The organism is Aminipila sp. (genome assembly GCF_032051575.1).
GTDB lineage: Bacteria > Bacillota > Clostridia > Peptostreptococcales > Anaerovoracaceae > Aminipila.
Genome location: NZ_DAMBYD010000002.1, coordinates 371,061 through 395,915 on the forward strand (window position 1 = coordinate 371,061; position 24,855 = coordinate 395,915).

At 37.2% G+C, this 24,855-nt stretch carries 24 protein-coding genes and 1 pseudogene; 24 read left to right on the forward strand and 1 reads right to left on the reverse strand.

The genetic code is table 11. The annotated features are described in order from the left end of the window. Positions 1-65 precede the first annotated feature (65 nt). The 24 genes and pseudogenes from RTW14_RS03995 to eutM all read left to right on the forward strand — a co-directional run bounded on the left by RTW14_RS03995 (position 66) and on the right by eutM (position 24,112). Positions 66-2,027: a thioredoxin domain-containing protein gene (locus tag RTW14_RS03995; RefSeq protein WP_312648396.1), complete on the forward strand. Its 1,962-nt coding sequence runs from the start codon at positions 66-68 to the stop codon at positions 2,025-2,027. A 37-nt stretch (positions 2,028-2,064) separates the two neighbouring features. Next, the gene (locus tag RTW14_RS04000; RefSeq protein ID WP_312648397.1) at positions 2,065-3,189 is read left to right on the forward strand and encodes a stalk domain-containing protein; all 1,125 of its coding nucleotides are present in this window, start codon (positions 2,065-2,067) and stop codon (positions 3,187-3,189) included. A 111-nt stretch (positions 3,190-3,300) separates the two neighbouring features. Continuing rightward, positions 3,301-4,131 carry a MerR family transcriptional regulator gene (locus RTW14_RS04005; protein WP_312648398.1) on the forward strand — a complete coding sequence of 277 codons (831 nt, stop codon included), beginning with the start codon at positions 3,301-3,303 and terminating at the stop codon, positions 4,129-4,131. Between the two features lie 348 nt (positions 4,132-4,479). Then, the gene (locus tag RTW14_RS04010; RefSeq protein ID WP_312648399.1) at positions 4,480-7,398 is read left to right on the forward strand and encodes a CehA/McbA family metallohydrolase; all 2,919 of its coding nucleotides are present in this window, start codon (positions 4,480-4,482) and stop codon (positions 7,396-7,398) included. 447 nt (positions 7,399-7,845) lie between these two features. After that, the gene (locus RTW14_RS04015) at positions 7,846-8,949 is read left to right on the forward strand and encodes a hypothetical protein (protein ID WP_312648400.1); all 1,104 of its coding nucleotides are present in this window, start codon (positions 7,846-7,848) and stop codon (positions 8,947-8,949) included. A 4-nt stretch (positions 8,950-8,953) separates the two neighbouring features. Next, a complete protein-coding gene (locus RTW14_RS04020; RefSeq protein ID WP_312648401.1) occupies positions 8,954-9,217 on the forward strand; it encodes a hypothetical protein in 264 nt (87 codons plus the stop codon). Between the two features lie 84 nt (positions 9,218-9,301). Beyond that, complete coding sequence (locus RTW14_RS04025) at positions 9,302-9,595, forward strand: BMC domain-containing protein (RefSeq protein WP_312648402.1); 294 nt, start codon at positions 9,302-9,304, stop codon at positions 9,593-9,595. Between the two features lie 31 nt (positions 9,596-9,626). Then, positions 9,627-9,932, forward strand: a complete 306-nt coding sequence (locus RTW14_RS04030; protein WP_312648403.1) for a BMC domain-containing protein — start codon at positions 9,627-9,629, stop codon at positions 9,930-9,932. A 59-nt stretch (positions 9,933-9,991) separates the two neighbouring features. Continuing rightward, entirely contained in the window at positions 9,992-11,482 is a 1,491-nt protein-coding gene (locus RTW14_RS04035; RefSeq protein WP_312648404.1) for an aldehyde dehydrogenase family protein, read from the forward strand. 66 nt (positions 11,483-11,548) lie between these two features. Next, positions 11,549-14,098 carry a choline trimethylamine-lyase gene (gene cutC / locus RTW14_RS04040; RefSeq protein WP_312648405.1) on the forward strand — a complete coding sequence of 850 codons (2,550 nt, stop codon included), beginning with the start codon at positions 11,549-11,551 and terminating at the stop codon, positions 14,096-14,098. Between the two features lie 132 nt (positions 14,099-14,230). Next, on the forward strand, positions 14,231-15,184 hold the full coding sequence (cutD, locus tag RTW14_RS04045) for a choline TMA-lyase-activating enzyme (RefSeq protein WP_312648406.1): 954 nt from the start codon (positions 14,231-14,233) through the stop codon (positions 15,182-15,184). 45 nt (positions 15,185-15,229) lie between these two features. Beyond that, a complete protein-coding gene (locus RTW14_RS04050; protein ID WP_312648407.1) occupies positions 15,230-15,583 on the forward strand; it encodes a BMC domain-containing protein in 354 nt (117 codons plus the stop codon). Positions 15,584-15,597: 14 nt separating this feature from the next. Next, positions 15,598-16,023, forward strand: coding sequence for a EutP/PduV family microcompartment system protein (locus tag RTW14_RS04055; protein WP_331654391.1), 426 nt, complete (start codon positions 15,598-15,600; stop codon positions 16,021-16,023). 18 nt (positions 16,024-16,041) lie between these two features. Further along, a complete protein-coding gene (locus RTW14_RS04060; RefSeq protein WP_312648409.1) occupies positions 16,042-16,755 on the forward strand; it encodes an ethanolamine utilization protein in 714 nt (237 codons plus the stop codon). After that, a complete protein-coding gene (gene eutJ / locus RTW14_RS04065) occupies positions 16,737-17,582 on the forward strand; it encodes an ethanolamine utilization protein EutJ (RefSeq protein ID WP_312648410.1) in 846 nt (281 codons plus the stop codon). The genes RTW14_RS04060 and eutJ overlap by 19 nt, the downstream gene beginning before the upstream one ends. A gap of 15 nt (positions 17,583-17,597) precedes the next feature. Beyond that, entirely contained in the window at positions 17,598-17,903 is a 306-nt protein-coding gene (locus RTW14_RS04070) for a BMC domain-containing protein (protein ID WP_312648411.1), read from the forward strand. Continuing rightward, positions 17,897-18,160 carry a EutN/CcmL family microcompartment protein gene (locus tag RTW14_RS04075; protein WP_312648412.1) on the forward strand — a complete coding sequence of 88 codons (264 nt, stop codon included), beginning with the start codon at positions 17,897-17,899 and terminating at the stop codon, positions 18,158-18,160. Before RTW14_RS04070 ends, RTW14_RS04075 begins: the two co-directional genes overlap by 7 nt. Positions 18,161-18,177: 17 nt before the next feature. After that, positions 18,178-19,521: a 4Fe-4S dicluster domain-containing protein gene (locus RTW14_RS04080; RefSeq protein WP_312648413.1), complete on the forward strand. Its 1,344-nt coding sequence runs from the start codon at positions 18,178-18,180 to the stop codon at positions 19,519-19,521. A gap of 1 nt (position 19,522) precedes the next feature. Continuing rightward, the gene (locus tag RTW14_RS04085) at positions 19,523-20,071 is read left to right on the forward strand and encodes a BMC domain-containing protein (RefSeq protein ID WP_312648414.1); all 549 of its coding nucleotides are present in this window, start codon (positions 19,523-19,525) and stop codon (positions 20,069-20,071) included. Positions 20,072-20,113: 42 nt separating this feature from the next. Then, entirely contained in the window at positions 20,114-20,776 is a 663-nt protein-coding gene (locus RTW14_RS04090) for a cupin domain-containing protein (protein ID WP_312648415.1), read from the forward strand. 31 nt (positions 20,777-20,807) lie between these two features. Further along, a pseudogene (locus RTW14_RS18725) lies at positions 20,808-21,065 on the forward strand (BMC domain-containing protein); the annotation flags it as partial. 439 nt (positions 21,066-21,504) lie between these two features. Further along, complete coding sequence (locus RTW14_RS04100) at positions 21,505-23,112, forward strand: acetaldehyde dehydrogenase (acetylating) (RefSeq protein ID WP_312648416.1); 1,608 nt, start codon at positions 21,505-21,507, stop codon at positions 23,110-23,112. Between the two features lies 1 nt (position 23,113). After that, on the forward strand, positions 23,114-23,761 hold the full coding sequence (locus RTW14_RS04105; RefSeq protein WP_312648417.1) for a phosphate propanoyltransferase: 648 nt from the start codon (positions 23,114-23,116) through the stop codon (positions 23,759-23,761). A gap of 63 nt (positions 23,762-23,824) precedes the next feature. Then, entirely contained in the window at positions 23,825-24,112 is a 288-nt protein-coding gene (eutM, locus tag RTW14_RS04110; protein ID WP_312648418.1) for an ethanolamine utilization microcompartment protein EutM, read from the forward strand. A 487-nt stretch (positions 24,113-24,599) separates the two neighbouring features. Here eutM and RTW14_RS04115 read toward each other — a convergent pair. Beyond that, positions 24,600-24,855 (reverse strand): hypothetical protein (locus tag RTW14_RS04115; RefSeq protein ID WP_312648419.1); only part of this gene is annotated, 256 nt, incomplete at its 5' end.

Genomic DNA, 24,855 nt, shown 5'->3' on the forward strand with positions numbered 1-24,855 from the left:
TTTTTATTACTTTCCAATAATATGGGTAAAATAATTAGAAATACGAAAAGAATGGAAGTAATGTTATGCTTAATAATACAAGAACTAATCAATTAATAAATGAAAAATCTCCTTATTTATTGCAGCACGCCCATAACCCTGTCAATTGGTATCCGTGGTGTGAAGAGGCTTTTAAAAAAGCAAAAGCCGAAGACAAACCTATATTTCTTTCAATTGGTTATAGTACCTGTCATTGGTGCCATGTAATGGCTCATGAAAGCTTTGAAGATAATCAGGTAGCTGAATTATTGAACAAGAATTTTGTATCAATTAAAGTAGATAAAGAAGAACGCCCAGATATTGACAGTATTTATATGGCAGTGTGCCAAATGCTTACTGGAAGCGGCGGATGGCCTACAAGCATTTTTATGAATTATGAACAAAAACCTTTTTTTGCAGGAACCTATTTCCCAAAAGAGACCAGTTATGGTATGATTGGCTTTAAGGAATTGTTAAATAAGATTAGTGAAAATTGGAGAACGAATAGACGTGAGCTTTTAGATGCATCTGAGCAAATTGTGAAACATTTAAGTACTTCTGAGAAGCAAAGTGAGAAAGCTGATAGTAAGTTAATAGATCATGCAATACTTCTTTTTGGTCATAGTTTTGATAAAACTTATGGAGGTTTTGGTGATGCTCCAAAGTTTCCAACCCCACATAACTTATTGTTTTTAATGAACTGCTATGAAACAGAGCATAATAAAAAAGCACTGTCAATGGTTGAAACAACTCTGATACAAATGTATAGAGGTGGTATATTTGATCATATTGGCTATGGGTTTTCAAGATATTCTACGGACAAGTATTTCCTTGTTCCGCATTTTGAAAAAATGTTATATGATAATGCACTTCTTATAATGAGCTATACTAAAGCATTTTATTTAACTAAAAAATCAATATATAGAGAAGTAGCCCAAAAAACGGCAAAATATATCCTAGAAGAAATGACACATCCTGAGGGAGGCTTTTATTGTGCACAGGATGCAGACAGTGAAGGCATAGAAGGCAAATACTATGTATTTGATTATGATGAACTCATACACTTGCTTGGAGATGAAGTGGGAATGCAGTTTAACCAGTATTATGGAATCACTAAAAAAGGAAATTTTGAAGGACGAAACATACCTAATCTATTGAACAATTCTACTATTGATGACCGATTTTATCAATATATTCCTCAGGTTTATCAATATAGAAAGCAGCGAACACAGCTTCACCTTGACGATAAAATATTAACATCTTGGAATTCACTAATGATTGCAGCATTTGCAATGATGTATCAGGTATTTGGAGAAGAAAAATATCTTTTAGCAGCACAAAAATCAGATCAGTTTGTTAGAGAGAATTTACAGGAGAAGAATGTACTATATGTAAGTTTTCGTGATGGAATTCGTTCGTCAAAAGGATTTTTAGATGATTATGCATTTTATATCTTTGCACAAATTCAGCTATATGAAGCTACACTAGATAACGGTTATTTAGATAAAGCAGTTATTTTTTGCAAAAAGACTATTGATGAATTTTATGATAAAGAACATGATGGATTTTATCTCTATGGTAAAGAAAACCAGAAACTTATCATCACGCCCAAAGAGACTTATGACGGCGCAATTCCTAGTGGTAATTCAGTAATGGCTTATAACCTTGTTAAACTTGGACATATTACAAAGAACATAGATTTTGAAGAAAAAGCAAAGAATCAGCTTGAATTTATGTCTTTTTCAGCTCAAAAATATCCTGCTGGATATAGCTTTTTCCTTATGGCACTATCTATGTATTTAAACCCCTTAGAGGATATTGTCTGCGTATTAAAAGATGAAGAGGACTTGAGGAATCTAAGAGGAAAAACTAAGCTTAACTCAAATATAAGGATTCTTGAACATGAAACAGAAGAATATAAGATTATCAATAATCAAACCACATTTTATATTTGTAAAAATCACAGTTGCCTGCCTCCTACAAATGATGCAGCAAAGGTGATGAATTAATCAACAGAGTACAGTAGTGAATAAAAGGGGAAATACAATGAAAAGAAGAATTTTATTTGGAGTAATTTTTTTAAGCTTGATTCTATCAAATTCTGTTTGGGCAACTACAACTGCAACTACAGCAAAAGTCCCAAAATTCCAGATTAATAACGCAAATATAGACTTTAACACGGATACAGGACTGCCTTATATTAGTAAAGATGGTCGGGCAATGATGCCGCTAAGGGCATGTTTAAGTTCTATAGATTGTCAGGTAGACTGGAATCAGGAGGCACAAAAAGTTTCTTTAATGAAGGGAAACATTAAGGTGGAAGTTCTGATTAACCAAAAATATATTTATGTAAACCAGAAGAAGCTTGTTACAGAAAGTGCTGCCACAGTACAAAATGGCAGAACCTATCTGCCTCTTCGAGCTGTGATGGAAGCATTGGGATACACTGTTGACTGGGATAACAAGACTGAGACTGTTATTGCCAATAAACTTACTACATCAACGATTAATGGTGGTACAACAGGTATATTTTCTCGTAAACAGCTTAATTTTGATGGATTCGATGGGATTGAGGGAGATATTACACTACCCATGGTCAGTATTGCAGAAAAGGGAGACTGCCCTTATGTGTATTTTGGCTTAGATTGGGATAATGACATTGGCAATGTAGAAGGGGGCTTTCAATTTATTGAAGACTCAACACATCCAGGATACAATAAGTGGACAGTATTTATGAGGCAGGGTGACTCTTGGTTAAACGGTAAAGATGTTCTTTTGGAACAAGGTTCCACGCATCACTTAAAGTTATATGCACAAAATGTATCCAAAGACCAAGCAGATATTGTGATTGAATTAGATGGTAGTGAGGTTGTACGAAAAGTTTCAAATAGAGCAGACTTTAGTAGTACCTGTGCAAAGGCTGTAATATCAATGGCAATGTCTAAGGTATTTGATGGTACCAATTGTTTTTCACAATCGAAGGGAGCTAAAATCGAAAATCTTAAAACATCCGAAGTAGGATCTGATGCATATATTGGTTTTGACAATTTTGAGTTATATCATAAATGGAGGCCTAATTTAGGTACTGCAGGTATGTGGTTTGGAACTGTAGACTGTATTGCAAATTATCTTCATTATGGTATGGATGGAAGTGTCTCTATCTATAAATAAATCATATATCACCCCATAAAAAGTTGTACCTATTAGCGTATAAAAAATAACTTGTGTATGAAAAAAAATGTGATATACTAATAGCATTAAATTTCGAGGGAGGTGAATTTTATGGAGGAAAAAGAATTTTACTCCATAGGCGAGGTCAGTAAAATTTGTAATATATCAAAGAAGGCACTTAGATTTTATGACAAAATAGGTATTATATCTCCTGACAAAGTTTGCGATGACAACAACTATAGATTTTATAATAGAACAACTTTATTATCTTTACCAGTTATAAAATATTATAAGCAGATGGGTTTTAAACTAGAAGAAATGCGTGCACTTTTCGAAGGGAATACGTATGGCATCATAGAAAGGCAGTTTAGACGAAAAATTGATGAACTAAAGGAATTAGAGGCCAACATCCACAATAGTTATACATCAGTAAAAGACTGGTATGACCTGATATTAGAAGCACAGCTTGTAATTGAGAATCATGTACATGAAGTGGCTGTAAAATACATTGATGCTACTACTTATTGTTTTATGGAGCAGGATTTTAATTATAACTATAGGGAATCAATTATAAATATAGATTGGACAAACTATCTGGAGAGTATTCAAAATGAAATTACAGGGCCTGTATTGCTTAATTTCCCTTCTTTTCGAGAAAAAATGAATGGAGATTGCAAAAAAGTTAAAATAATGCAGAAGCCTATTCTGGAGTACAAAGAAGAGCAAGTGATAAAAATGGGAGGATATATGGTTGCTTCATGTTACCATATAGGTAGTCCTGTAAATATTTATGACGCTTATGAAAAAATTTGTCTATGGGCTGAAACCCATGGCTATAAATGCACAGAAGAGTGCTATGAAAGGTATGTTACAGATTATTGGACTACAAGAAATGAAGAACAATTTGTAACGGAGGTTATGATTAGAGTTACAAGAGAGTAGAATAAATTTTTTTATATTAATATATTAAGAAAAAAACATTCCCTTTAGGGGAATGTTTTTGTTTTTGTTAAACAACAAACAACTTAAATGACATTTAAATACTGCAACAAAATAACAATTCATTCATAAGGAATATGAAACATAGAGTTGTAATATCCTCAACATGTGCAGGATGAAAAATTTCCAATAATAAGAAATAGTAACGTTATGAACCTCAAAAACACGCCATTAATCAGTGAATTTAAAATTATCAAAAAATTCCGACTCTAATACTATTGACATTACCCTTTAGGGTAATGATTATAATTAACTCGTTGAAGCATTTATTATTAAAACTAGGAGGTTACAATGAAATTTAGAGTAGGCTTAATGTTAACAATGGGTTTGCTAGGTGCAATGCTGCTTTTCGCAACTCCAGTATTTGCTGCCGAAGGTGGGGTGGTAAAAGGAACCACACCTATCGACCAAGGCATGGCAAATGATGCAAAAGATATCACTATCTATAACAGCAAAATTGCAGCGTCTTTTGCTGTTGGATCATCAAATTATTGGAACATGACAAAAGGAAGCATACTGGATGTGGCTAAGATTAAAGGAAAAACCAGTGCAGGTGACCCAATTTTTGGAGTGGACTTAGTTAATGATGTGGAATTTTTAAATAACTACTGGACAGCAACAGCTGCATATAAGGGAACAGACTTACTAGAAGATGATGTTAAAGTTAGTTATAAAGTGAATGCAACCAACATTGAAGTAGTCGCCAAAACAAGGTATTACAAAGAAGGGCATGATAAACCCCTTGATGTTACTACTAAGTATATATTGGAGGATGGAAAAGATTACATTCAGATGGTAACAACTATGAAGAACCCGGTAGATAATCAAGCATATGAAGCTATGAATGCAGGTTATTCTATTTCAACGTTAGCCGCAAATATGTATGGACCATTTGGCTGGTATCCGGATACTAAGGTTACTGGCATTCGGGTAGGTAACGATTCAAGAGTTAAGGAACCTCTTGCGAACTTTGTGGCTACATATGGTCAGGAATCATATAATTCAACATATTGTGTATCGGTAGAGCTTGACGATGCTGATACCTATAAAGGTTCATCTGGATACAAGGATATTTATAAAAGAGTAACTATTGCGGGAGGGCAGACGGTTACATTTAATGGAGAAATGCTAGTTTCTGACACAGCTTCAACAACACCAATCGTAGAACGTGATATACAAAAATTTGCAATGAAAGCTGATACGATTTCAGGTAAAGCCGTAGATAATGAAGGAAAACCTGTTGAAAATGCTTTTGTAATTATATATAAAAGTGGATCCTATGTGGCGAATGATGATAAAGCAGTTGTAAAAATAGAATCTGCCCCTCTTGCGTGGGCTATGACAAATGCAAAGGGTGAATATAGTTTTAAGCTTCCTGATGGAACTTATAGCATTCATGCAGAGTCGCTTGGAAGTACACCTTCTAATGCACAGGCTGTCGTTGTTAAGGATGGAACCGCAGATAACAAGAACTTAAATTTTGCACTTCAAGCGGGTGCTCATGCCACACTTAAGGTAACGGATCAGACTGGAAAAAATATTCCTGCTAGGATTGAAGTAAAGTCAAGTGCACCAACAGATATAAAGATGTTGGGAAGTTCAGTATATTTTACAAATTTAGTGAATGGAGAATACGTTGCAGATTTTGATGTTCCAGCAGGTACAATCTCATTTACTGCCTCTTACGGTGCTGATTATGAATCGAAAAAAGTTACCGTTAGTGATGTAAAAATCACATCTGGAGAAAAATATGTTAATACAAAAGATTTAGTAATAAAGGAAATAATAAATCCAAGATTAAAGAACTGGTACAATATGGACAATCACCAACATTCAAGTATAGGTGATGGTGCTACTCCAATAGATCAGCTATTTATTGCTCAAATATGTGCAAAACTAGATTTCAACCTTGTTTCAGACCATGATTCTGTTAAAAATGATGCTGAAATGGTTAAATTGGCTGGATCAGTTGGAAGATCTGTAGTTCCAAGTCTTGAAGTCTCTCCGGGATGGGGACATTGGGGTATCTTAAATGTAGACTATTCTAAGGCAGAAACTGAAGCTACTCCAATCAGTGCATCTTTAAAGCCTGGGCAGATTATTGCCAAAGGTCATAACATGAATGCAGTAGTTGTAGTGAACCATCCTTATACCGATTATGGTTTCTTTTTAAACAGAGATGGTGTTATCGGAGGACATGACAAGGGTACTAATGATTTTGATCTTATTGAACTTCAATCAACCTTGGATTTGGCCGACGCAAAAAATATGGATGCAAAAGCTTTGACAGATGCAATGAATGTTTATTGGAATAAAGGTCAGAAAAAGTTTTTAAGTGCGGGTTCAGACCAGCATGATGTTAAATCGGGATTATATCCAGGAATTATTAGAATGTATGCACACATTAATGGAGATGTAAATGCTGATGCATATCTTGCAGCCTTAACATCGGGTCATGCTTATGCAACAATGGGACCACTATTTACATTGGATGAAAGTGTAATGTTTGGGGAAACTTATAATGTTGCAAAAGAAAAAGCGTTTACATTCAAATCAAGTGTGCAAGCAGTTAATACATTGAAGAGAATTGATGTGTATAGCATGGGAAAAGTTGTAGCTTCCTATAATTATGACACTGCTGAACCAGTTGACTTCACTTATGAAATGAAGAATATTGGTACAAAGAATTTATGGTACAGCTTCGTTGCTGTAGATGGAGCTGGACATTATGCTGTAACGAATCCGATATGGATTGATGATTTTACGGCTTCGAATGCGGCTGTATCTCGGGCTCAGTTTGTTGAAATGCTTTACACTTTAAGTGGACAAAAATTCACCGAAATCGATGCAGCGTTTAAAGATGTTGCATTAGATAGCTCTTACGCACAGGCCGTTGCTTGGGCAAAGAAAAATTCAATTGTAAATGGTACGACTACAGTAAACTTCAGCCCGAATGCATCGATAACTAGAGAACAAATGGTGACTATTCTTTATAATTATGCAAAAGTAATGGGGAAAGATGTTTCAAATATAGAAGGTATGGCCATTCAGAATTTTGAGGATTGGACAAATACATCAGCATATGCTAAGACGGCTGTGCGTTGGGCATTTAATCAAAAAATTATACTTGGAGAATCATCAACAATTCTTGGACCAAAGGATACAGCTACAAGAGCTCAAGCTTCAATTATTATAAGCAGAGTAAACTGAATTCATAAGTTTGCTTATATACTGTAGGCGATTTGAGATTATAATAGCATTTTGTAACTTCTATAACACACAAACATTCCCCTTAGGGTAATGTTTGTGTGTTTTTTTATCAAAGAAATACTTTTAAAATCGAAATATAAACAAAAGTTAGTTTAATTTGTATAATTTGAAAGTGTTTTAACAACAAAAAAATACTGTCAAAATATCTGTTGACATTCCCCCTTAGGGCAAGGCGTATAATTCAAATACAAAGTATAGAAAATGCTAATGCTGGGATATAATAAAACTATAACATTAGGACATAATAAAACTGAAAATGTATCAAAAAATCAAAAAATGACAAAATAGGTCGATTATTAAAGGTCATTATAAATTTTTATTTAATGATAATACATAAGAGAACGTAGAACGTAGTTCGTACGTTTGAGTGAAAGGAGTTTTATTTTTATGAACGAAGTTTCAGGAGCAGCTAATGCAAAAGCAATTACTGCGAAAAAAAAGTTATCATCTAGTTTTTTTAAAAAAGGTATTACAGTTGCAATTCTATCAGGTATATGTTATGGATTGTACTCCGCATTTATGACACTAGGTATGGCAAAAGGTGTTTGGGCAAACAATTTATATGTAGGTACTACAGTAGGAGGAACTGTTCTTTCATCATTTGTTATGATTTACATGCTGGGAGCTCTAGGTAGTGCACTTAATGACACAATCAGTGGCATTTGGTGTATCCTGATTGCCGCTGTAAAAGGCAAATTAGGTGACTTTTTCAGAACAATAAAAACTAAGCCTGGTGCAGTTATGATTGTAGCGGCTCTTATTGGCGGACCTATTGCAAGTACAGCATATGTTGTATCCCTACAGATGGCAGGTTCAATCATTATTCCTATTACTGCTCTTTGCCCTGCTATTGGTGCTATTTTAGGAAGAGTTTTATTTAAGCAAGAATTAAATGCTCGTATGATGGCCGGTGTTGCAATTTGTATTATCGCAAGTATCATGATTGGAACAACAGGCATGAGTGCTGATGCTCCAGCAGGTCTAATGCTGGGTATCTTAATTGCATTTATCGCAGCTCTTGGCTGGGGTATTGAAGGTTGCGTAGCAGGTTATGGTACTTCCATGATTGACTATGAAATCGGTATTACAATTCGTCAGTGTACATCAGGTCTTACAAACCTAATCATCTTAGTACCGCTTTGGGGAATCCTTTCAGGTGGCGGAATTGGACTTGCTGGTGAACTAATTGGTGATGTAGTAACAGATATGCCATCATTAATCTTCTTTATCATTAGTGGTTTTGCATCAGTATATGCATACAGCCTATGGTACAAGGGAAACAGCATGTGTGGTGCTGCTCTTGGTATGGCATGTAATGGAGCATATTCTTTCTGGGGTCCATTCTTTATCTGGATTGTATTAGGTATATTCGATGGACAACCAGGAAAGGGACTTCCTCCAATTGCTTGGGCGGCTGCTATCGTTATGATTTTTGGTATCCTAATGATTTCTATGAATCCATTGGATTTATTAAAAAAGAAGGAGGATTAGTGCAATGAGACCACTTAATTATGCAATATTAAAATATTTTACAACAGTTAAAGAAGCATGTGCAGATGATGTAATTGAAGCTTTAAAAGGTGAATATGGTGCATTTAAATCTTTAAGAAAGCCTGCTGTAATTGAAGCAATTATGACAGGTGAAGCAAATGGACTCCTTGAAGAAGCAAGATATGATCTTGATTCAAAGGGAGAACTAAGGGTTTATTATCACGCACATAAAGAGGGTGCAGACACAATTAATGCTTATATTAAATAAATAAATAATTAGTTAATTGTTAAACTATTCTAAGGGCCAATTATATATGGCTCTTAGGATAATTATGAAAGGAGGATGAATTCCGTGAGATATTATGGAGAACAGGCTTTAGGCCTAATTGAAACTTTAGGCATGGTTCCTGCATTAGAAGGTGCAGATAAAATGCTAAAGGCTGCGGATGTTGAGCTAGTAGCTTATGAAAACATCGGGTCAACATTAGTTACAATTCTAGTTAAAGGTGATGTTGCTGCTGTAAAAGCTGCTGTTGAAGCTGGTGCTGAGGCTGCTGCTGCAATTGGCAAATTAACTGCAAAGAACGTTATGCCTCGTCCAATTCCGGCTGTAGGCGATATTGTATCAGTACACGATATTGATTAATTAGATTATTATAAAGAAAGGAACTACACAGATGGCAAATTATGAAGCTTTAGGCTTAGTTGAAACCTTTGGTTTAGTTTTCATTTTAGAAGCAGCGGATGCAATGTGTAAGGCAGCAGACGTTGAACTAGTAGGATATGAAAACACAGCATCTGGATACATCTCAGTATTAGTAAGAGGAGATGTAGGAGCATGTAAGACTGCTGTAGCTGCTGGAGTAAAAGCTGTACAGGATATGGAAGATGGTAATCTTTACAGTTCAGTTGTTATTCCAAGACCGCATCAGGATCTTGAGAAAATTATTGCTCGTTATTCACTTGACAAGTTACTTGGTTAATTTCTTGCTGTTAAATCAGCAAGTTTGGTTAAATACTTTGAGTAAAAGGAGAGTCATAAATGAATATTATTGATAATGATTTGCTCTCCATCCAAGAATCTCGAATTCTTGCGGAGAATGCACGTGATGCGCAGAAAGCCCTGGCGACTTTTCCGCAGGAAAAATTAGATGAGATTGTTGAACGCATGGCGGAAGAAATTGATAAGCATACAAGCGAACTTGCTAGAATGTCTTGCGAAGAAACTGATTATGGTAAATGGCAAGATAAGTGCATTAAAAACAGATTTGCCTGTGAGTACTTAAGAACAAGACTCAGAGGCATGCGTTGTGTAGGCATTATTAATGAAGACAAGCAGAACAGAACAATGGATGTAGGAGTACCTATGGGGGTAATTGTTGCACTTTGTCCAGCAACGAGTCCAGTTTCTACTACTATATATAAGGCTTTAATAGCAATCAAGTCAGGAAATGCAATTATTTTTTCGCCTCATCCAAGAGCAAAATGTGTAATTGCAAAAACGCTTGATATTATGATTCGTGCAGCTGAAGGGTATGGATTACCAGCAGGAGCACTAGCATATTTGCATACAGTTACTCCTAGTGGTACTACTGAGTTAATGAATCACAAAGCAACGTCCTTAATTATGAATACAGGAGTTCCTAAAATGCTGCAAGCAGCATACCAGGCAGGCAAGCCTGTTATATATGGAGGAAATGGAAATGGCCCGGCATTTATTGAGCGTACAGCTAATATTAAACAAGCTGTATGTGACATTATTGCCAGCAAAACTTTTGATAATGGTATTGCCTCCGCAGCTGAACAATCTATTGTTGTAGATAGCTGCATCGCAACAGAAGTTAAGGCTGAGTTGCTAAACAACGGTGGTTACTTTATGTCAGAAGATGAAGCAAAGAGACTTGGTTCTTTATTTTTCCGTTTCGACGGAAGTGCAGATTCAGAGATGTTTGGTAAAACTGCTCAACAGCTGGCTAAAAAAGCTGGCTTCTTGGTACCTGACAGTGTAAAGATTTTGATTTCTGAACAGAAATATGTTTCAGAAGATAATCCTTACTCGAAAGAAAAGCTTTGCCCTGTTTTGGCATACTACATTGAAGATGATTGGATGCATGCTTGTGAAAAGTGTATTGAACTCTTGCTTAGCGAAAGACATGGACACACACTTGTTATTCATTCGAATGACGAAGAAGTGATCCGTCAGTTCGCATTAAAGAAGCCAGTAGGCAGAGTACTTGTTAATACACCGGCTGTTTTTGGCAGCATGGGTGCTACAACGAATTTATTCCCTGCTATGACTTTAGGTAGCGGATCGGCAGGAGAGGGTATGACCTCCGACAACGTTTCGCCTATGAATCTTATTTATGTCCGCAAAGTTGGATATGGAGTGCGAAAGACAGAAGAAATTGTCAAGGGTGTATTAGCAGAAGAAGACAATTCATCACGTTTAACAACATGTAAGGAAGAGAATGATTCTGAGAATATACAAATGCTTCATAGCATTTTGAAAAAAGCTATAGAAGCAATTCAGTAGCAATATAAAAGGCCAAAATCAGACTAATGAATCTGACAAAATAAAAAAGAATGAGAGGTAAAAAATTTGGATATTCGTGAATTTTCAGAAAAATTTGCAGAAGCTACTAAAAGTATGTCTGCAGAGGAACGCGCAGCAATCATGAAAATGTTTGAAGGCGTTTCTAGTGAAATTACAAAGAATGATACATTTGCGTACAGAGAAACAGTTGCCGCTAATGATAATGGGACTGGAATTCCAAATGGGATGACACAGAGACATAAATTATTAAAGGAAAACTATTTAAAGCAGGTGCCAACTATTACAACTTTCCGTGCTAAAGCGGTTACTAAGATTGCAAAAGAAAATCCTGGTATGCCTAAAATTATGCTTCGTGCAAAGTGCTTTAAGTACTGTTGTGAAGAAGCACCATTAGTAATTCAGGACAACGAATTAATCGTTGGAGCTCCTTGTGGTGCTCCTCGTGCTGGAGCTTTCTCTCCTGATATTGCATGGAAATGGATGCAGGATGAATTAGATACTATTGGAACTCGTTCTCAGGACCCATTCTTCATCTCAGAAGAAGATAAGAAGGTTATGCGTGAAGAATTATTCCCATTCTGGGCAGGAAAGTCAGTTGATGAATACTGTGAAGACCAGTACAAAGAAGCTGGTGTTTGGGAACTTTCAGGAGAATCATTTGTTTCAGACTGTTCATATCATGCACAAAATGGTGGTGGAGACTCAAACCCTGGATATGATGTAATCCTTATGCATAAGGGTATGTTAGATATCCAGAAGGAAGCAAAAGATCATATTGCTAAATTAGATTATGAAAACCCTGAAGATATTGAAAAGATTTATTTCTATAAGTCAATTATTGATACTACAGAAGGTGTTATGATTTACGCTAAGCGTATGTCAGAATATGCTGCTGAGTTAGCTGCGAAGGAAACAAATCCACAGCGTAAGGCAGAATTACAGAAGATTTCAGAAGTTAATGCTAGAGTTCCTGCTCATAAGCCAGAAACTTTCTGGGAAGCAATTCAGTCCATGTTCACTATAGAATCACTATTAGTAGTAGAAGAAAATCAGACAGGTATGTCAATTGGCCGTGCTGACCAGTATATGTACCCATTCTACAAGGCCGATATTGAATCAGGACGTATGAATGATTATGAAGCATTTGACCTAGCAGGTTGTATGTTAATCAAATTATCAGAAATGATGTGGGTTACAAGTGAAGGCGCTTCTAAGTTCTTCGCTGGTTATCAGCCATTCGTAAATATGTGTGTTGGTGGTGTTACTCGTGATGGACAGGATGCTACAAATGATTTAACTTATTTATTGATGGATGCAGTTAGACTAGTTAAGATTTACCAGCCGTCACTTGCTTGTCGTATTCATAAGTCTTCTCCACAGAAGTACATGAAGAAGATTGTAGACGTAGTACGTTCAGGTATGGGATTCCCTGCTTGTCACTTCGATGATACTCATATCAAGATGATGCTTGCAAAGGGCGTTTCAATTGAAGATGCTAGAGACTACTGTCTAATGGGTTGCGTAGAACCTCAGAAGTCAGGTCGTCTATATCAGTGGACATCAACAGCTTATACTCAGTGGCCAATTTGTATTGAACTTGTTCTTAACCATGGTGTTCCACTTTGGTATGAAAAGCAGGTTTGCCCTGATTATGGAGATATTACTCAGTATAAGACTTATGAAGAATTTGATGCAGCTGTAAAGAGAATGATTCAGTATGTTACTAAATGGACAAGTGTTGCTACAGTTATTTCACAGCGTGTACACAGAGAATTAGCACCAAAGCCATTAATGTCTATCATGTATGAAGGATGTATGGACAAAGCTAAAGATGTTTCTGCTGGCGGAGCTATGTATAACTTTGGACCTGGTGTTGTATGGTCTGGACTTGCAACTTATGCTGATTCAATGGCAGCTATCAAGAAATTGGTATTTGACGATAAGAAATATACATTAGAACAGTTAAATACAGCATTAAAGGCTGACTTTGCTGGATATGACCAGATTAAGGCTGACTGTCTTGCTGCTCCTAAGTATGGTAATGATGATGATTATGCAGATTTAATTGCAGCCGATCTTATTAACTTTACTGAAATGGATCATCGTAATTATAAAACATTATATTCAGTATTAAGTCATGGTACGCTATCAATTTCCAACAATACGCCATTTGGACAATTGCTAGGTGCATCAGCTAATGGACGTGCAGCTTGGTCTCCATTATCAGATGGTATCAGCCCTACTCAAGGTGCTGACTACAAGGGCCCTACAGCTATCATTAAGTCAGTTTCAAAATTGGCATGTGATAACATGAACATTGGTATGGTTCATAACTTTAAGCTGATGGCAGGTCTTCTTGACACGCCAGAAGGTGAAGCTGGTATCATTGCATTACTTCGTGCAGCTTGTGCTATGGGTAATGGAGAAATGCAGTTCAACTATCTTGACAACAAGACATTGGTTGAAGCTCAGAAGCATCCAGAACAGTACCGTGACCTAGTTGTTCGTGTAGCAGGTTATAGTGCATTCTTCGTAGAATTATGTAAGGATGTTCAGGATGAAATCATCAGCAGAACAATGTTGACACATTTCTAAAAATATAAATTAAATTGACTTTAAATTAATAAATCTGCTGCCTGGAGTCAGGTGGGATAAGCTGAAAGGCTGTGGGCAGCAATAAATTATCTATTTAAAGACCAAGATAAATCAAATTGGAGATTGAATAGTATGAGCAATACAAATACAGGTATAATTGAAAGAAAAGCGACCATTTTCAATATACAAAAATACAATATGTATGATGGTCCTGGCGTAAGAACACTAGTGTTCTTTAAAGGATGTCCGCTCCGTTGTAAATGGTGCGCAAATCCTGAAGGATTAGAAAAAAAGTTTCAAGTAATGTTCAAAAGCAATTCATGTACGAATTGCGGAGCTTGTGTTTCTGTTTGTCCGGTTGGAATACACAGTATATCTAAGGATAACCAAAAGCACGAGGTATCTCAAAACATTGATTGTCTTGGCTGTGGTAAATGTGTAGAAGCTTGTAATGCTAAAGCGCTAACAGTTGTTGGGGAAGTCAAAACAATTTCTGAACTATTGGAAATTATTTTGGAAGATAAGACCTTTTATGATGTTTCAGGAGGCGGAGTTACCTTAGGTGGTGGTGAAGTCACCATGCAGACTGAGGCCGCAACCAGTTTATTACAGGCATGTAAACAGGAGGGTATTAACACTGCTATTGAAACCTGTGGATATACTAAATTAGAAAACATATTAAAGATTGCTGAATTCACGGATTTATTCCTTTTTGATATCAAGCAGATAAATTCTGATAAACATTTTGAATTGACAGGAGTTCGTAATGAATTAATTTTAAGTAATTTAAAAGAACTTCTTCATCGAAGATACAATGTTAAAGTTAGAATGCCTATGCTAAAGGGTATCAATGACAGTGAGGAAGAGATTCGACAGGTTATTGAATTTTTAATGCCTTACCGTGATTGTAAGAATTTTAAAGGTATTGATTTACTTCCTTATCATAAGCTAGGTGTAAATAAGTATAATCAGCTTGGTATGGAATATCCTATCAAGGGAGATCCAAGCTTGAGCGACGAAGATTTGGATAGAATTGAAAGTTGGATCAAGAAATATGATTTCCCAGTATCTGTTATACGTCATTAAAGGTGAAGGATTATTCGAATAGAATAGAAGTGAAAGGTAAGTTTTATGGGAACAGCTATTGAAAAAGCTACAGAGCGTATCATACAGGAGTCGGTACCTGGTAAACAGGTCACAATTGCTCACGTGATTGCTTCGCCCATGCCTGATATATATGAGCGTTTAGGAATAGATGATAGAGGTGCCATTGGCATTCTAACATTATCACCCTACGAAACAGCTATCATTGCGGCAGATGTTGCTACAAAGACAGCAGATGTAGAGATTGGTTTTCTGGATCGTTTCACTGGCTCAGTTGTTATTAGCGGTGATGTGCAAAGTGTTACTACAGCACTTGAGGCTGTGACTGAAACCTTGTGTAACTTGCTTGGCTTTACAACAGTTCCTATTACAAAGACATGAGAAAAAAACGTGTTATGGTGATAGGTCCTACGCATTGCGGAAAGACAACGCTGGTAAATGAGCTAAATGATTATGATGGTCCATTAAAAAAAACACAAGACACCATTTATGGGGAAAATACAATTGATGTACCTAGTTCGTATGTGGCAATTCCATGGATGTATAAGCATTTAATTGCAACAGCACAGAATGCTGCATCGCATATATTGCTGCTGGTAGATCAATCAAATCCTGTAGAGATTTATTCACCAGGTTTTGCAAAGATTTTTAATTGCCCTGTTATTGGGGTAATAACGAAATGTGATTTAAAACCAGAAAATGAGAGAGTGTGCTTGAGGCAGTTAAAGCAGATAGGTGTTTTAGAACCCTATTTTAAGATAAGTATTCCGGAAGGAATAGGAATCCAAGCTTTAAAGGCATTTATATTTAATACAAATTAAACGTAAAGGGGGACGAATATGAAGTTTATAACCGAAGAAGATCTGCGGGATATTTATAAAAGAGAACCTTTTACCACCTATGAAATGGAACCAGGAACAAGACTTACACCTGGAGCACGCCAATTTTTAGCGGATCGTGGAATCAATATGTTTGATGACCAACCGTTTGTAAAGAAATATGTTGTTACTACCAGTGAAGATGTAAAAAATGTGAAAGCTGAGGCTAAAAAGCCAGAAGCTGCACAGGAAAAGAAGATTAGCTGGAAACAAAAGAAACTTTATTGCAAGATGAAGTCTATGGAAGCATTATTTCTTTCTACGGGTCAAGAGCTTTTAAATAAAGATGTATTTTTAGCTCAAAGTGTCATTAACCTAGGGAAACAGTTCGCTAACATTAGAGCGTTTGCAGAAGGTAAAGGCTTGGGTGAAATCGTATGCTGTCAGGAATGCAGTGGAATGAATGGAGACAATTTCTGTAAAGACATTGATGACTGTTTTGAAATCACAGAATTCCATATGCAGCTTGAGAAGGGCAAAGAAATTTTGAACTTACATAAGCTACGCTGTGCGCTACGAGAAGTAGAGCCAGTTGTTATGGAAGTATACGAGGGCAATGAAAATGAAGCTAAGTTGTGCGAAGAAATTATTGATAAAGTTAACACAATTATAAATGCTTTATCACAAATGATTTGTTCAGCTGTTGGAGGAAAAGAATGTCAGAGAAAGAGTTGACTTTTGAATACTGTGATCAACTAGTTCAGGAATTTGAAGATGTCATAGAAAATCCAATAAGGAGCAAATCTCCTGTATATTATACAGGAGTTGACTTAGGAACAGCTTGTGTTGTTGTTGCGGTTTTAGATGAAAATTACAAACCTGTAGCTGGTGCTTATCAATATGCAGATGTAGTTCGTGACGGTATGGTGGTGGATTACATTGGTGCAATAAATATTGTTAGGAAGATGAAGCAGGACCTAGAGGAAAAGCTAGATGCAGAATTAATTTACGCAGCGGCTGCAATACCTCCAGGAACTGATGGTCTGGATTCAGGAGCAATTAAGAATGTGGTTCAGGCAGCTGGCTTTGAACTTACAAATTTACTTGATGAACCAACAGCAGCCAATGCAGTTCTTAAAATGCAAAATGGTGCAGTAGTCGATATCGGTGGAGGCACTACAGGCATTTCCATTCTTAAAGATGGAAAGGTTATTTCTGTAGTGGATGAACCTACAGGCGGCACTCACTTTTCCTTGGTTATTTCAGGTGCGTATAAAATGGATTTTGCAGAAGCAGATCTATATAAACGTGATGAAAAAAATCACAAGGAACTTTTACCGGTGCTAAAACCGGTAGTTGAAAAAGTTTCTTCAATTATAAGCCAGTATATTAAAGACTATGATGTTCAAGAAATAGCTTTGGTTGGCGGTACTTGTCGACTTATAGGCATTGAAAACATTATACAGAAACAGACAGGTATCTTTACCCATAAGCCAAAGAATCCGATGTTTGTAACTCCTTTGGGTATAGCCCTTAGCTGTAAACAGGAAAGCATCGATTAGAGAGGGTGTTCTGGTATGGAATTTCGAATTATTAAATCCCCTTCAAAAGGTACTATGGATATTCTAAAACGCCGTATGGGATCAAATGGCAAATCTGATGTAGATGATGCAGATGCAGTTGGTTTGGTTCAGGGGAAAATGATTGAAATGATTTGCGCAGCAGATGTTGCTGAAAAGGCAGTTGGTGTCACGGTCGAAGACATTAGAGGAAGCTGCCCGCAAAATATGATTTTGATTGCGATTTTCGGTGATACGGCATCTGTTGAGGATGCAATCCATGAGATTAAACGCAAGTTGGAAGAAGGGAAAGATTTATGTTAACAGCAAGACTGATTGACAATGTATGGGCAACAAGAAAAGCAGAATCACTAAACGGACTAAAATTTATGCTAGCTGAGATAATCGGCGGTGGATGTGAAGGTCAGCGAATGGTAGTAGTAGATATTATCAGTGCTGGTATAGGTGATAGAGTTATTGTTTGTCAGGGTTCGTCTGCTAGACGAATGCTAGGTGATGATAATATCCCAGTTGATGCAGTTGTTGTCGGAATCATTGATGAAGATTGCAATTTTGGATGATTTCAGGAGGTATAAGAATGAGTCTTCTTGATATGGTAAAAGAAGCCGGCATTATTGGTGCAGGTGGGGCGGGATTTCCTACCCATGCAAAGTTAGCATCAAAAGCAGATTATATACTTCTTAACGGAGCTGAGTGTGAACCGCTGTTACGAGTGGACCAGCAGCTGATGGAGATGTTTCCCGATGAGATCATTAAAGGCTTTGAAGCAGCAGGTAGACTGGTAAATGCAGACAAGGCCATAATAGGTATTAAAGGAAAGCATAAAGAAGTAATTGCTATCTTGCAAGATAGAATTAAAGAATTGCAGGTAGGAGATTATGTAGAAGTAGGATTACTTCCAGATATATATCCTGCAGGAGATGAACAGGTTTTAGTTTATGAATTAACAGGCAGAGTAGTTCCGGAAGTAGGTATTCCTATTCAGGTAGGATGCGTAGTAATCAACTCGGAAACAGCGCTGAATATATATCATGCCTCTGCAGGTAGACCTGTTACAGAAAAATATATCACCATTGCAGGTGATATACCAAACCGCATGACAGTGAAAGTACCGGTGGGAACTCCTATCATAGATGTACTGAAACTGAGTGGTATAGAAAATTTTGATGATTATGCAGTTATAGATGGCGGTCCTATGATGGGCCCTGTTATGAGTAATCTGGATGGTTTTGTTACAAAGAAAAATAAAGGCTTTGTAATATTAAAGAAAAACCACCCATTAATCAGAAGGAAAACAGCAACAAAAGAGCAGACAAAAAGAATAAACAGAGCTTCCTGTGAACAATGTCGTATGTGTACAGATATGTGTCCAAGATTTTTACTGGGACATGCCACGCAGCCACATAAGATGATGAGATCCTTAATGTATGCAGCAAATACAAATGCACCAAATGATCTGGAAGCCCAGAAGGTAGCACAACTGTGCTGTCAGTGTAACTTATGTGAATTATTCGCCTGTCCAATAGGGTTATATCCAAAGGCAGCTAATAATTTCTTTAGGGAAAAGCTGGCAGAACAGGGATTACGATATAAACCAACAAAGGAAGCCTTTGAAGCACGTAGTGCTCGTGAACATCGTTTAGTCCCAAGCAAGAGACTTATTGCAAGAATTGGTTTACATGATTTTGATAAACCAGCACCTATGACTGACAACAGTCTGAGTCCTTTAGTTGTAAAAATTGCTACAAGACAACATGTGGGTGCACCGGCAGTTCCTGTAGTATCCGTTGGTGAACACGTACAGGCAGGACAGTTAATTGGTAAGATTCCGGAGGACAGTCTGGGAGCTGCGATTCATGCAAGCATTTCCGGAACAGTAACTGAAAGCGGAAATGATTTTATAGCAATAAGGAGGGATTAATATGGCGAACGCAATAGGTATGGTTGAATTTACAAGTATTGCACGTGGTATTTATGCAGCGGACCAGATGGTAAAGATTTCAGAAGTAGAAATCGTAACAGCTACAACTACTTGCCCCGGCAAATATATAGCAATTGTTCATGGGGATGTTGCTGCTGTAGAAGATTCAGTGCAGATTGGAGAAAAGGTAGCAGGAGAATTCTGGGTTGATTCCATCATTATACCAAATGTAAACTCTCAGGTATTCCCAGCTATTACTGGGTCAACAATGCCTGAGAGAATTCAAGCACTGGGTATTATAGAATCCTTCTCCATGTCCACAATGGTCATCGCTGCTGATGCAATTTTAAAGTCTGCAGAACTTGAACCGCTTGAACTGCGTCTGGGAAATGGTTTAGGAGGGAAAGCCTTCTTTACATTCACAGGTGATGTTGCAGCTGTACAAACAGGCGTTGAAGCGGGAAGAAATATTGCAGATCAAAAGGGTTTGTTAGTCAATGCTGAAGTGATACCTTCACCATCTGACAGACTGATACCGTCGTTGTTCTAAAAAAGGTAAAGAACTTTGAAATATGAAAGGGTGTGAAGCCAAATGAAAAGATTAATTTGTGCAAAAGATGTTGAGACCCTGGAAAAGCAGGGACAGAAAGTCTTCTATATTGATGAAGACACAATATTAACGCCATCGGCAAAGGATGCAGCAAGAGCCTGTGGAATTACATTTTCTACAGAAACTCCAGCACCAGTATGTGCAGCACCAGCTGCATGTGAAGCTCCAGCTGCTTCAGCGGCACCAGCTTGTGATGGTGAAATCGATACAAACATGATTTACACTGTTCTTAAAGCTTTAGCAGACAAGGGTTTGCTACAGGGAGTACTTGAATCAGCTGGATGTAGTGGTAAACCATATGCTGCAGAGCATGATCCATGTGGACTCAAGATTGTTCGTGGAAACACAGTACAGTATGAAGCATTAGATACAGGAAATCCATCTGATAAAGTATTTTATCAGGAAATCATCAATAAAGATGATGGCTGTTCCATGAATGCAGGATTCATTACTATTGAAAATTGTCAGTTTGATTGGGAATGTGCATGTGAAGAACTTTATCATATCATCGAAGGTACATTAACAGTAACTGTAAATGGTAAGGTATATACTGCACAGCCAGGAGATTCCGTATTCTTCCCTAATGGTGCTAAAGTAGCCTTTGGTTCACCTAATAAGATGAAAGCTTTTTATGCTACTTACTAGAGACCAGAACCAGATTTTAGGAGGTATGTAAATGCAAATGCAAGCGCTTGGAATGATTGAAACAAAAGGACTTATACCAGCTATTGAGTGTGCAGATGCCATGCTTAAGGCAGCAAATGTAAGTTTAGTAGACAGAGTCTTTGTAAAAGGCGGTCTTGTTACAATCATCATTGAAGGAGACGTTGGTGCAGTAAAGGCAGCAACAGATGCTGGTGCAGCTGCTGCACAGAGAGTTGGACAATTGATTTCTGTACATGTGATCCCAAGACCACATGAAGAAGTTGAAGAAAAAATTATATATCCAACCTCAAAAAAAAAAATAGTTGAAGAAACTGTTGAAGAAGAAGTAGCTGAGCAAGAGGAAATTGTTGAAACTGTTATAGAAAATAAGGAACAAGTTCCTGAAAAAGCAGTAAATAATACTGTTTCTCCTGTTTCTGAGGAAATCAATTTAGATGATGGCTTAAATGAATTACACAAAGATGACTTGGATAAACTGGTAAAAGAAAATAGTTTAGCAAAGACACTGGAGGTTTTAAATAAGCTTAAAGTGACTAAACTAAGAAACTTAGCTCGTGAATTTAAAGAATTCGGCATAGCTGGGAGATTAATTTCCAAAGCAGATAAGAATTTGTTAATTGAAGAATTTAAGAAGTATTACGAGCAGCACTAATTTGCTAAATGACTAAACAATATATACTTAGGAAAAAGAAAGGAGGAATCACAAGATGGAAAATTTTGATTATGATTTACGTTCAGTACAGGAAGTAAGAAATCTTGCACGTCTTGGCAAAATTGCAACAGACAAGCTTGCCACTTACACAGAAGAGCAGATTGATAAAATTCTGCGAAATATGGTGCGTGTAGCGGAGGAAAATGCAGTATGCCTGGCTCAGATGGCTGTAGAAGAAACTGGGTTTGGAAGAGTTGCAGATAAGACTTACAAGAATCATATGGCATCCACTATGGTGTACAACGCAATCAAAGACATGAAAACTATTGGTGTGGTTCAGGAAGATGTAGTAAATAAGATTATTGAGGTGGCTGATCCGGTTGGTCTAGTTATGGGTATTATTCCATCAACAAATCCAACTTCAACAGCGATTTATAAGGCAATCATTGCCCTTAAGTCAAGAAATGCAATTATCTTTTCACCACATCCTTCTGCTGCAAAGTGCACAATGAAAGCTACAGAATTAATGTATCAGGCAGCAGTTGAAGCAGGTGCTCCTGAAAACTGTATTGGATGCATTTCCATGCCATCCATGGCAGCAACAGATGAACTGATGCATGCTAAAGAAGTTGCTATCATTATTGCAACAGGCGGTCCTGGAATGGTAAAGGCAGCATATAGTGCTGGTAAGCCTGCTCTTGGAGTTGGTGCTGGTAACTCACCTGCTTACATTGAAAGAACTGCAAAAATTGAACAGGCTGTCAAGAACATCATGGCAAGTAAGACTTTTGATAATGGTACAATATGTGCTTCTGAACAGTCAATTATCTGCGAAGAATGCAACCGTGATGCTGTAGTTGCTGAATTCAAGAAACAGGGCGGTTACTTCATGACCGCTGAAGAAACTGCTAAGGTATGCAAGCTGTTATTTAAGAATGGCCACAGCATGAATGCTAAATTTGTAGGAAGATCTGCTGATGTTGTTGCAGAAGCTGCAGGAATCACAGTTCCAGCAGGCACAAGAGTTCTAATTGGTGAACAGGGTGGTGTTGGAGAAGGATATCCACTTTCCTATGAAAAGCTTACAACTGTACTTGGATTCTATACAGTTAAAGACTGGCATGAAGCTTGCGAACTAAGCATCGCATTACTTCAGAATGGTATTGGACATACTATGAGCCTTCATACTGAAGATAGAGATATGGTAATGAAGTTTGCTGCTAAACCAGCATCCCGTATTCTAGTTAATACTGGTGGTACTATGGGTGGTACTGGTGCAAGTACAGGACTTATGCCTGCATTCACATTAGGCTGCGGTACTTGGGGTGGAAGCGCAACTTCAGAAAATGTAACTCCAATGCACTTAGTAAACATCAAGAGAGTTGCCTATGGATTAAAGGACTGCACAACATTAGCATCTGATGATCCTACATTTAATCACCCTGAACTTTCAGGTTGCAGTACAAGTGTTCCAACTAGCGTTGGCGGCGGTTGTTGTTCTGGTCCTGGAGCATTTAGTCCGGCACAGTATGCAGCAATGGCAGCAGCATTAAACAATAATACAAGTTGCACAAGCACTGCTGTAAAAGAAGAAGGGCTAAATCAGGAAGATTTGATGAGTCTAGTTAATCAGTTAGTAAGCGCAATGAAGGGGGCTAACTAGTATGGATAAATGTGAAGCTGTATTAAAGCTTTTACTAGAAGCTGTACAAGGTAGCGTAACCGCTCAGCCAACAGAAAATTCCAACGAAATTCCTGTAGGCGTTTCAAACAGGCACATTCATCTTTCACAGGCAGATTTAAATGCTTTGTTTGGCGAAGGATACCAGCTGACAAAGATGAAGGATTTATCACAGCCTGGACAGTATGCATGCAAGGAAACAGTAACAATCTGTGGTCCGAAGGGTGCTATTGAAAAAATCAGAGTTCTTGGTCCAGTAAGAAGCAAGACTCAGGTTGAGGTTTTAACTGGAGACTGTTTTAAACTTGGAGTTCCTTCTCAGGCAAAACTATCAGGTGATTTAACAGGAACACCAGGAATTACTATTATAGGCCCAAGAGGCTCCGTTCAGACTTCACAAGGTCTGATTGTAGCTCAGAGGCATATCCACATGACACCAGCAGATGCCCAGCGCTTTGGTGTACATGACGGCCAGACTGTATGTATACAGGTTGAAGGCCCAAGAGGTGGTATGTATAGCCATGTTGCTATAAGGGCAAATGATGCTTCTGCACTGGAATGTCATATTGATACAGAAGAAGCAAATGCAATGGGCCTAGGTTCATCAGCAAAAATTACAATTATTAAATAAAATGTGTTAAAATAAGTTATAAATAAAATAAATTTAAATAATAATTTTTAGGAGGATTTTAAAATGAAATATGATGCATTAGGAATGATCGAAACAAAGGGTTTAGTTGGTTCAATTGAAGCTGCAGATGCTATGGTAAAGGCTGCAAACGTTACATTAATCGGTAAAGAATTCGTAGGTGGCGGACTAGTTACTGTAATGGTAAGAGGAGACGTTGGAGCTGTAAAGGCTGCTACAGATGCTGGTGCTGCTGCTGCTCAGAGAGTTGGCGAATTAGTTTCAGTACACGTAATCCCAAGACCACATGCAGAAGTTGAAACTATTCTTCCAGCTGCAAAGGTTGCAAAATAATATAATAAGCTAAATAGCTTCAACAAATAAAAAGCGATCCTTCGGGGTCGCTTTTTATGTCTGATTTGAGCAAAGTTGGATGAAAGTCCTAAATGTCCGGTAAACGTATAACCTGAACAAGAAGGGGACCTTAGCGTGTATCTGCTTGATTACTAGGAGTAAACACGGTAAGTTTACGATTAAACTTCATGTTGCTAGTAGCAAATGTTCTGTAATTGGTGTAAGAAAAGATCAGAACTAAATTGGGTTGATTGCAAAAACACAGTATAAGGATTAATATTTTCTTACGTAATAATACAAATTTAAGCAGCATAGACAGGACTATATAAATTAGATGAATTTAAATGGATAAAATTATTGCAGATAAATAAAAAACATTAAAAAAGGTGTTGACAGAGAGGCATTATTTTGGTATTCTATTAAAGCTGTCCCGTGAGACAGATAAAACACCGTTAAATGGTGGTATACAACATCTTGTAGCTTGAACTCAGATATGGCACTGAAGTGGACAATATCTTGTATCAAAAGCAAAACTCGAATTTGAAATTAAACTTGAAAAATTTGAAAAAAGATGTTGACAGATTTGCGGAATAGTGATAATATATAAAAGTTCCTTATTACGGAACGGCGCTGACGGCTTAGCCGCAGAAGCGTAAGGCGATGAAAAACTACAAATTGAAATTTGTGCTTTTCTAGTCTGGCACCTACTGAAATTTACGATGTAAATTAAGTTAGGTGCGCAT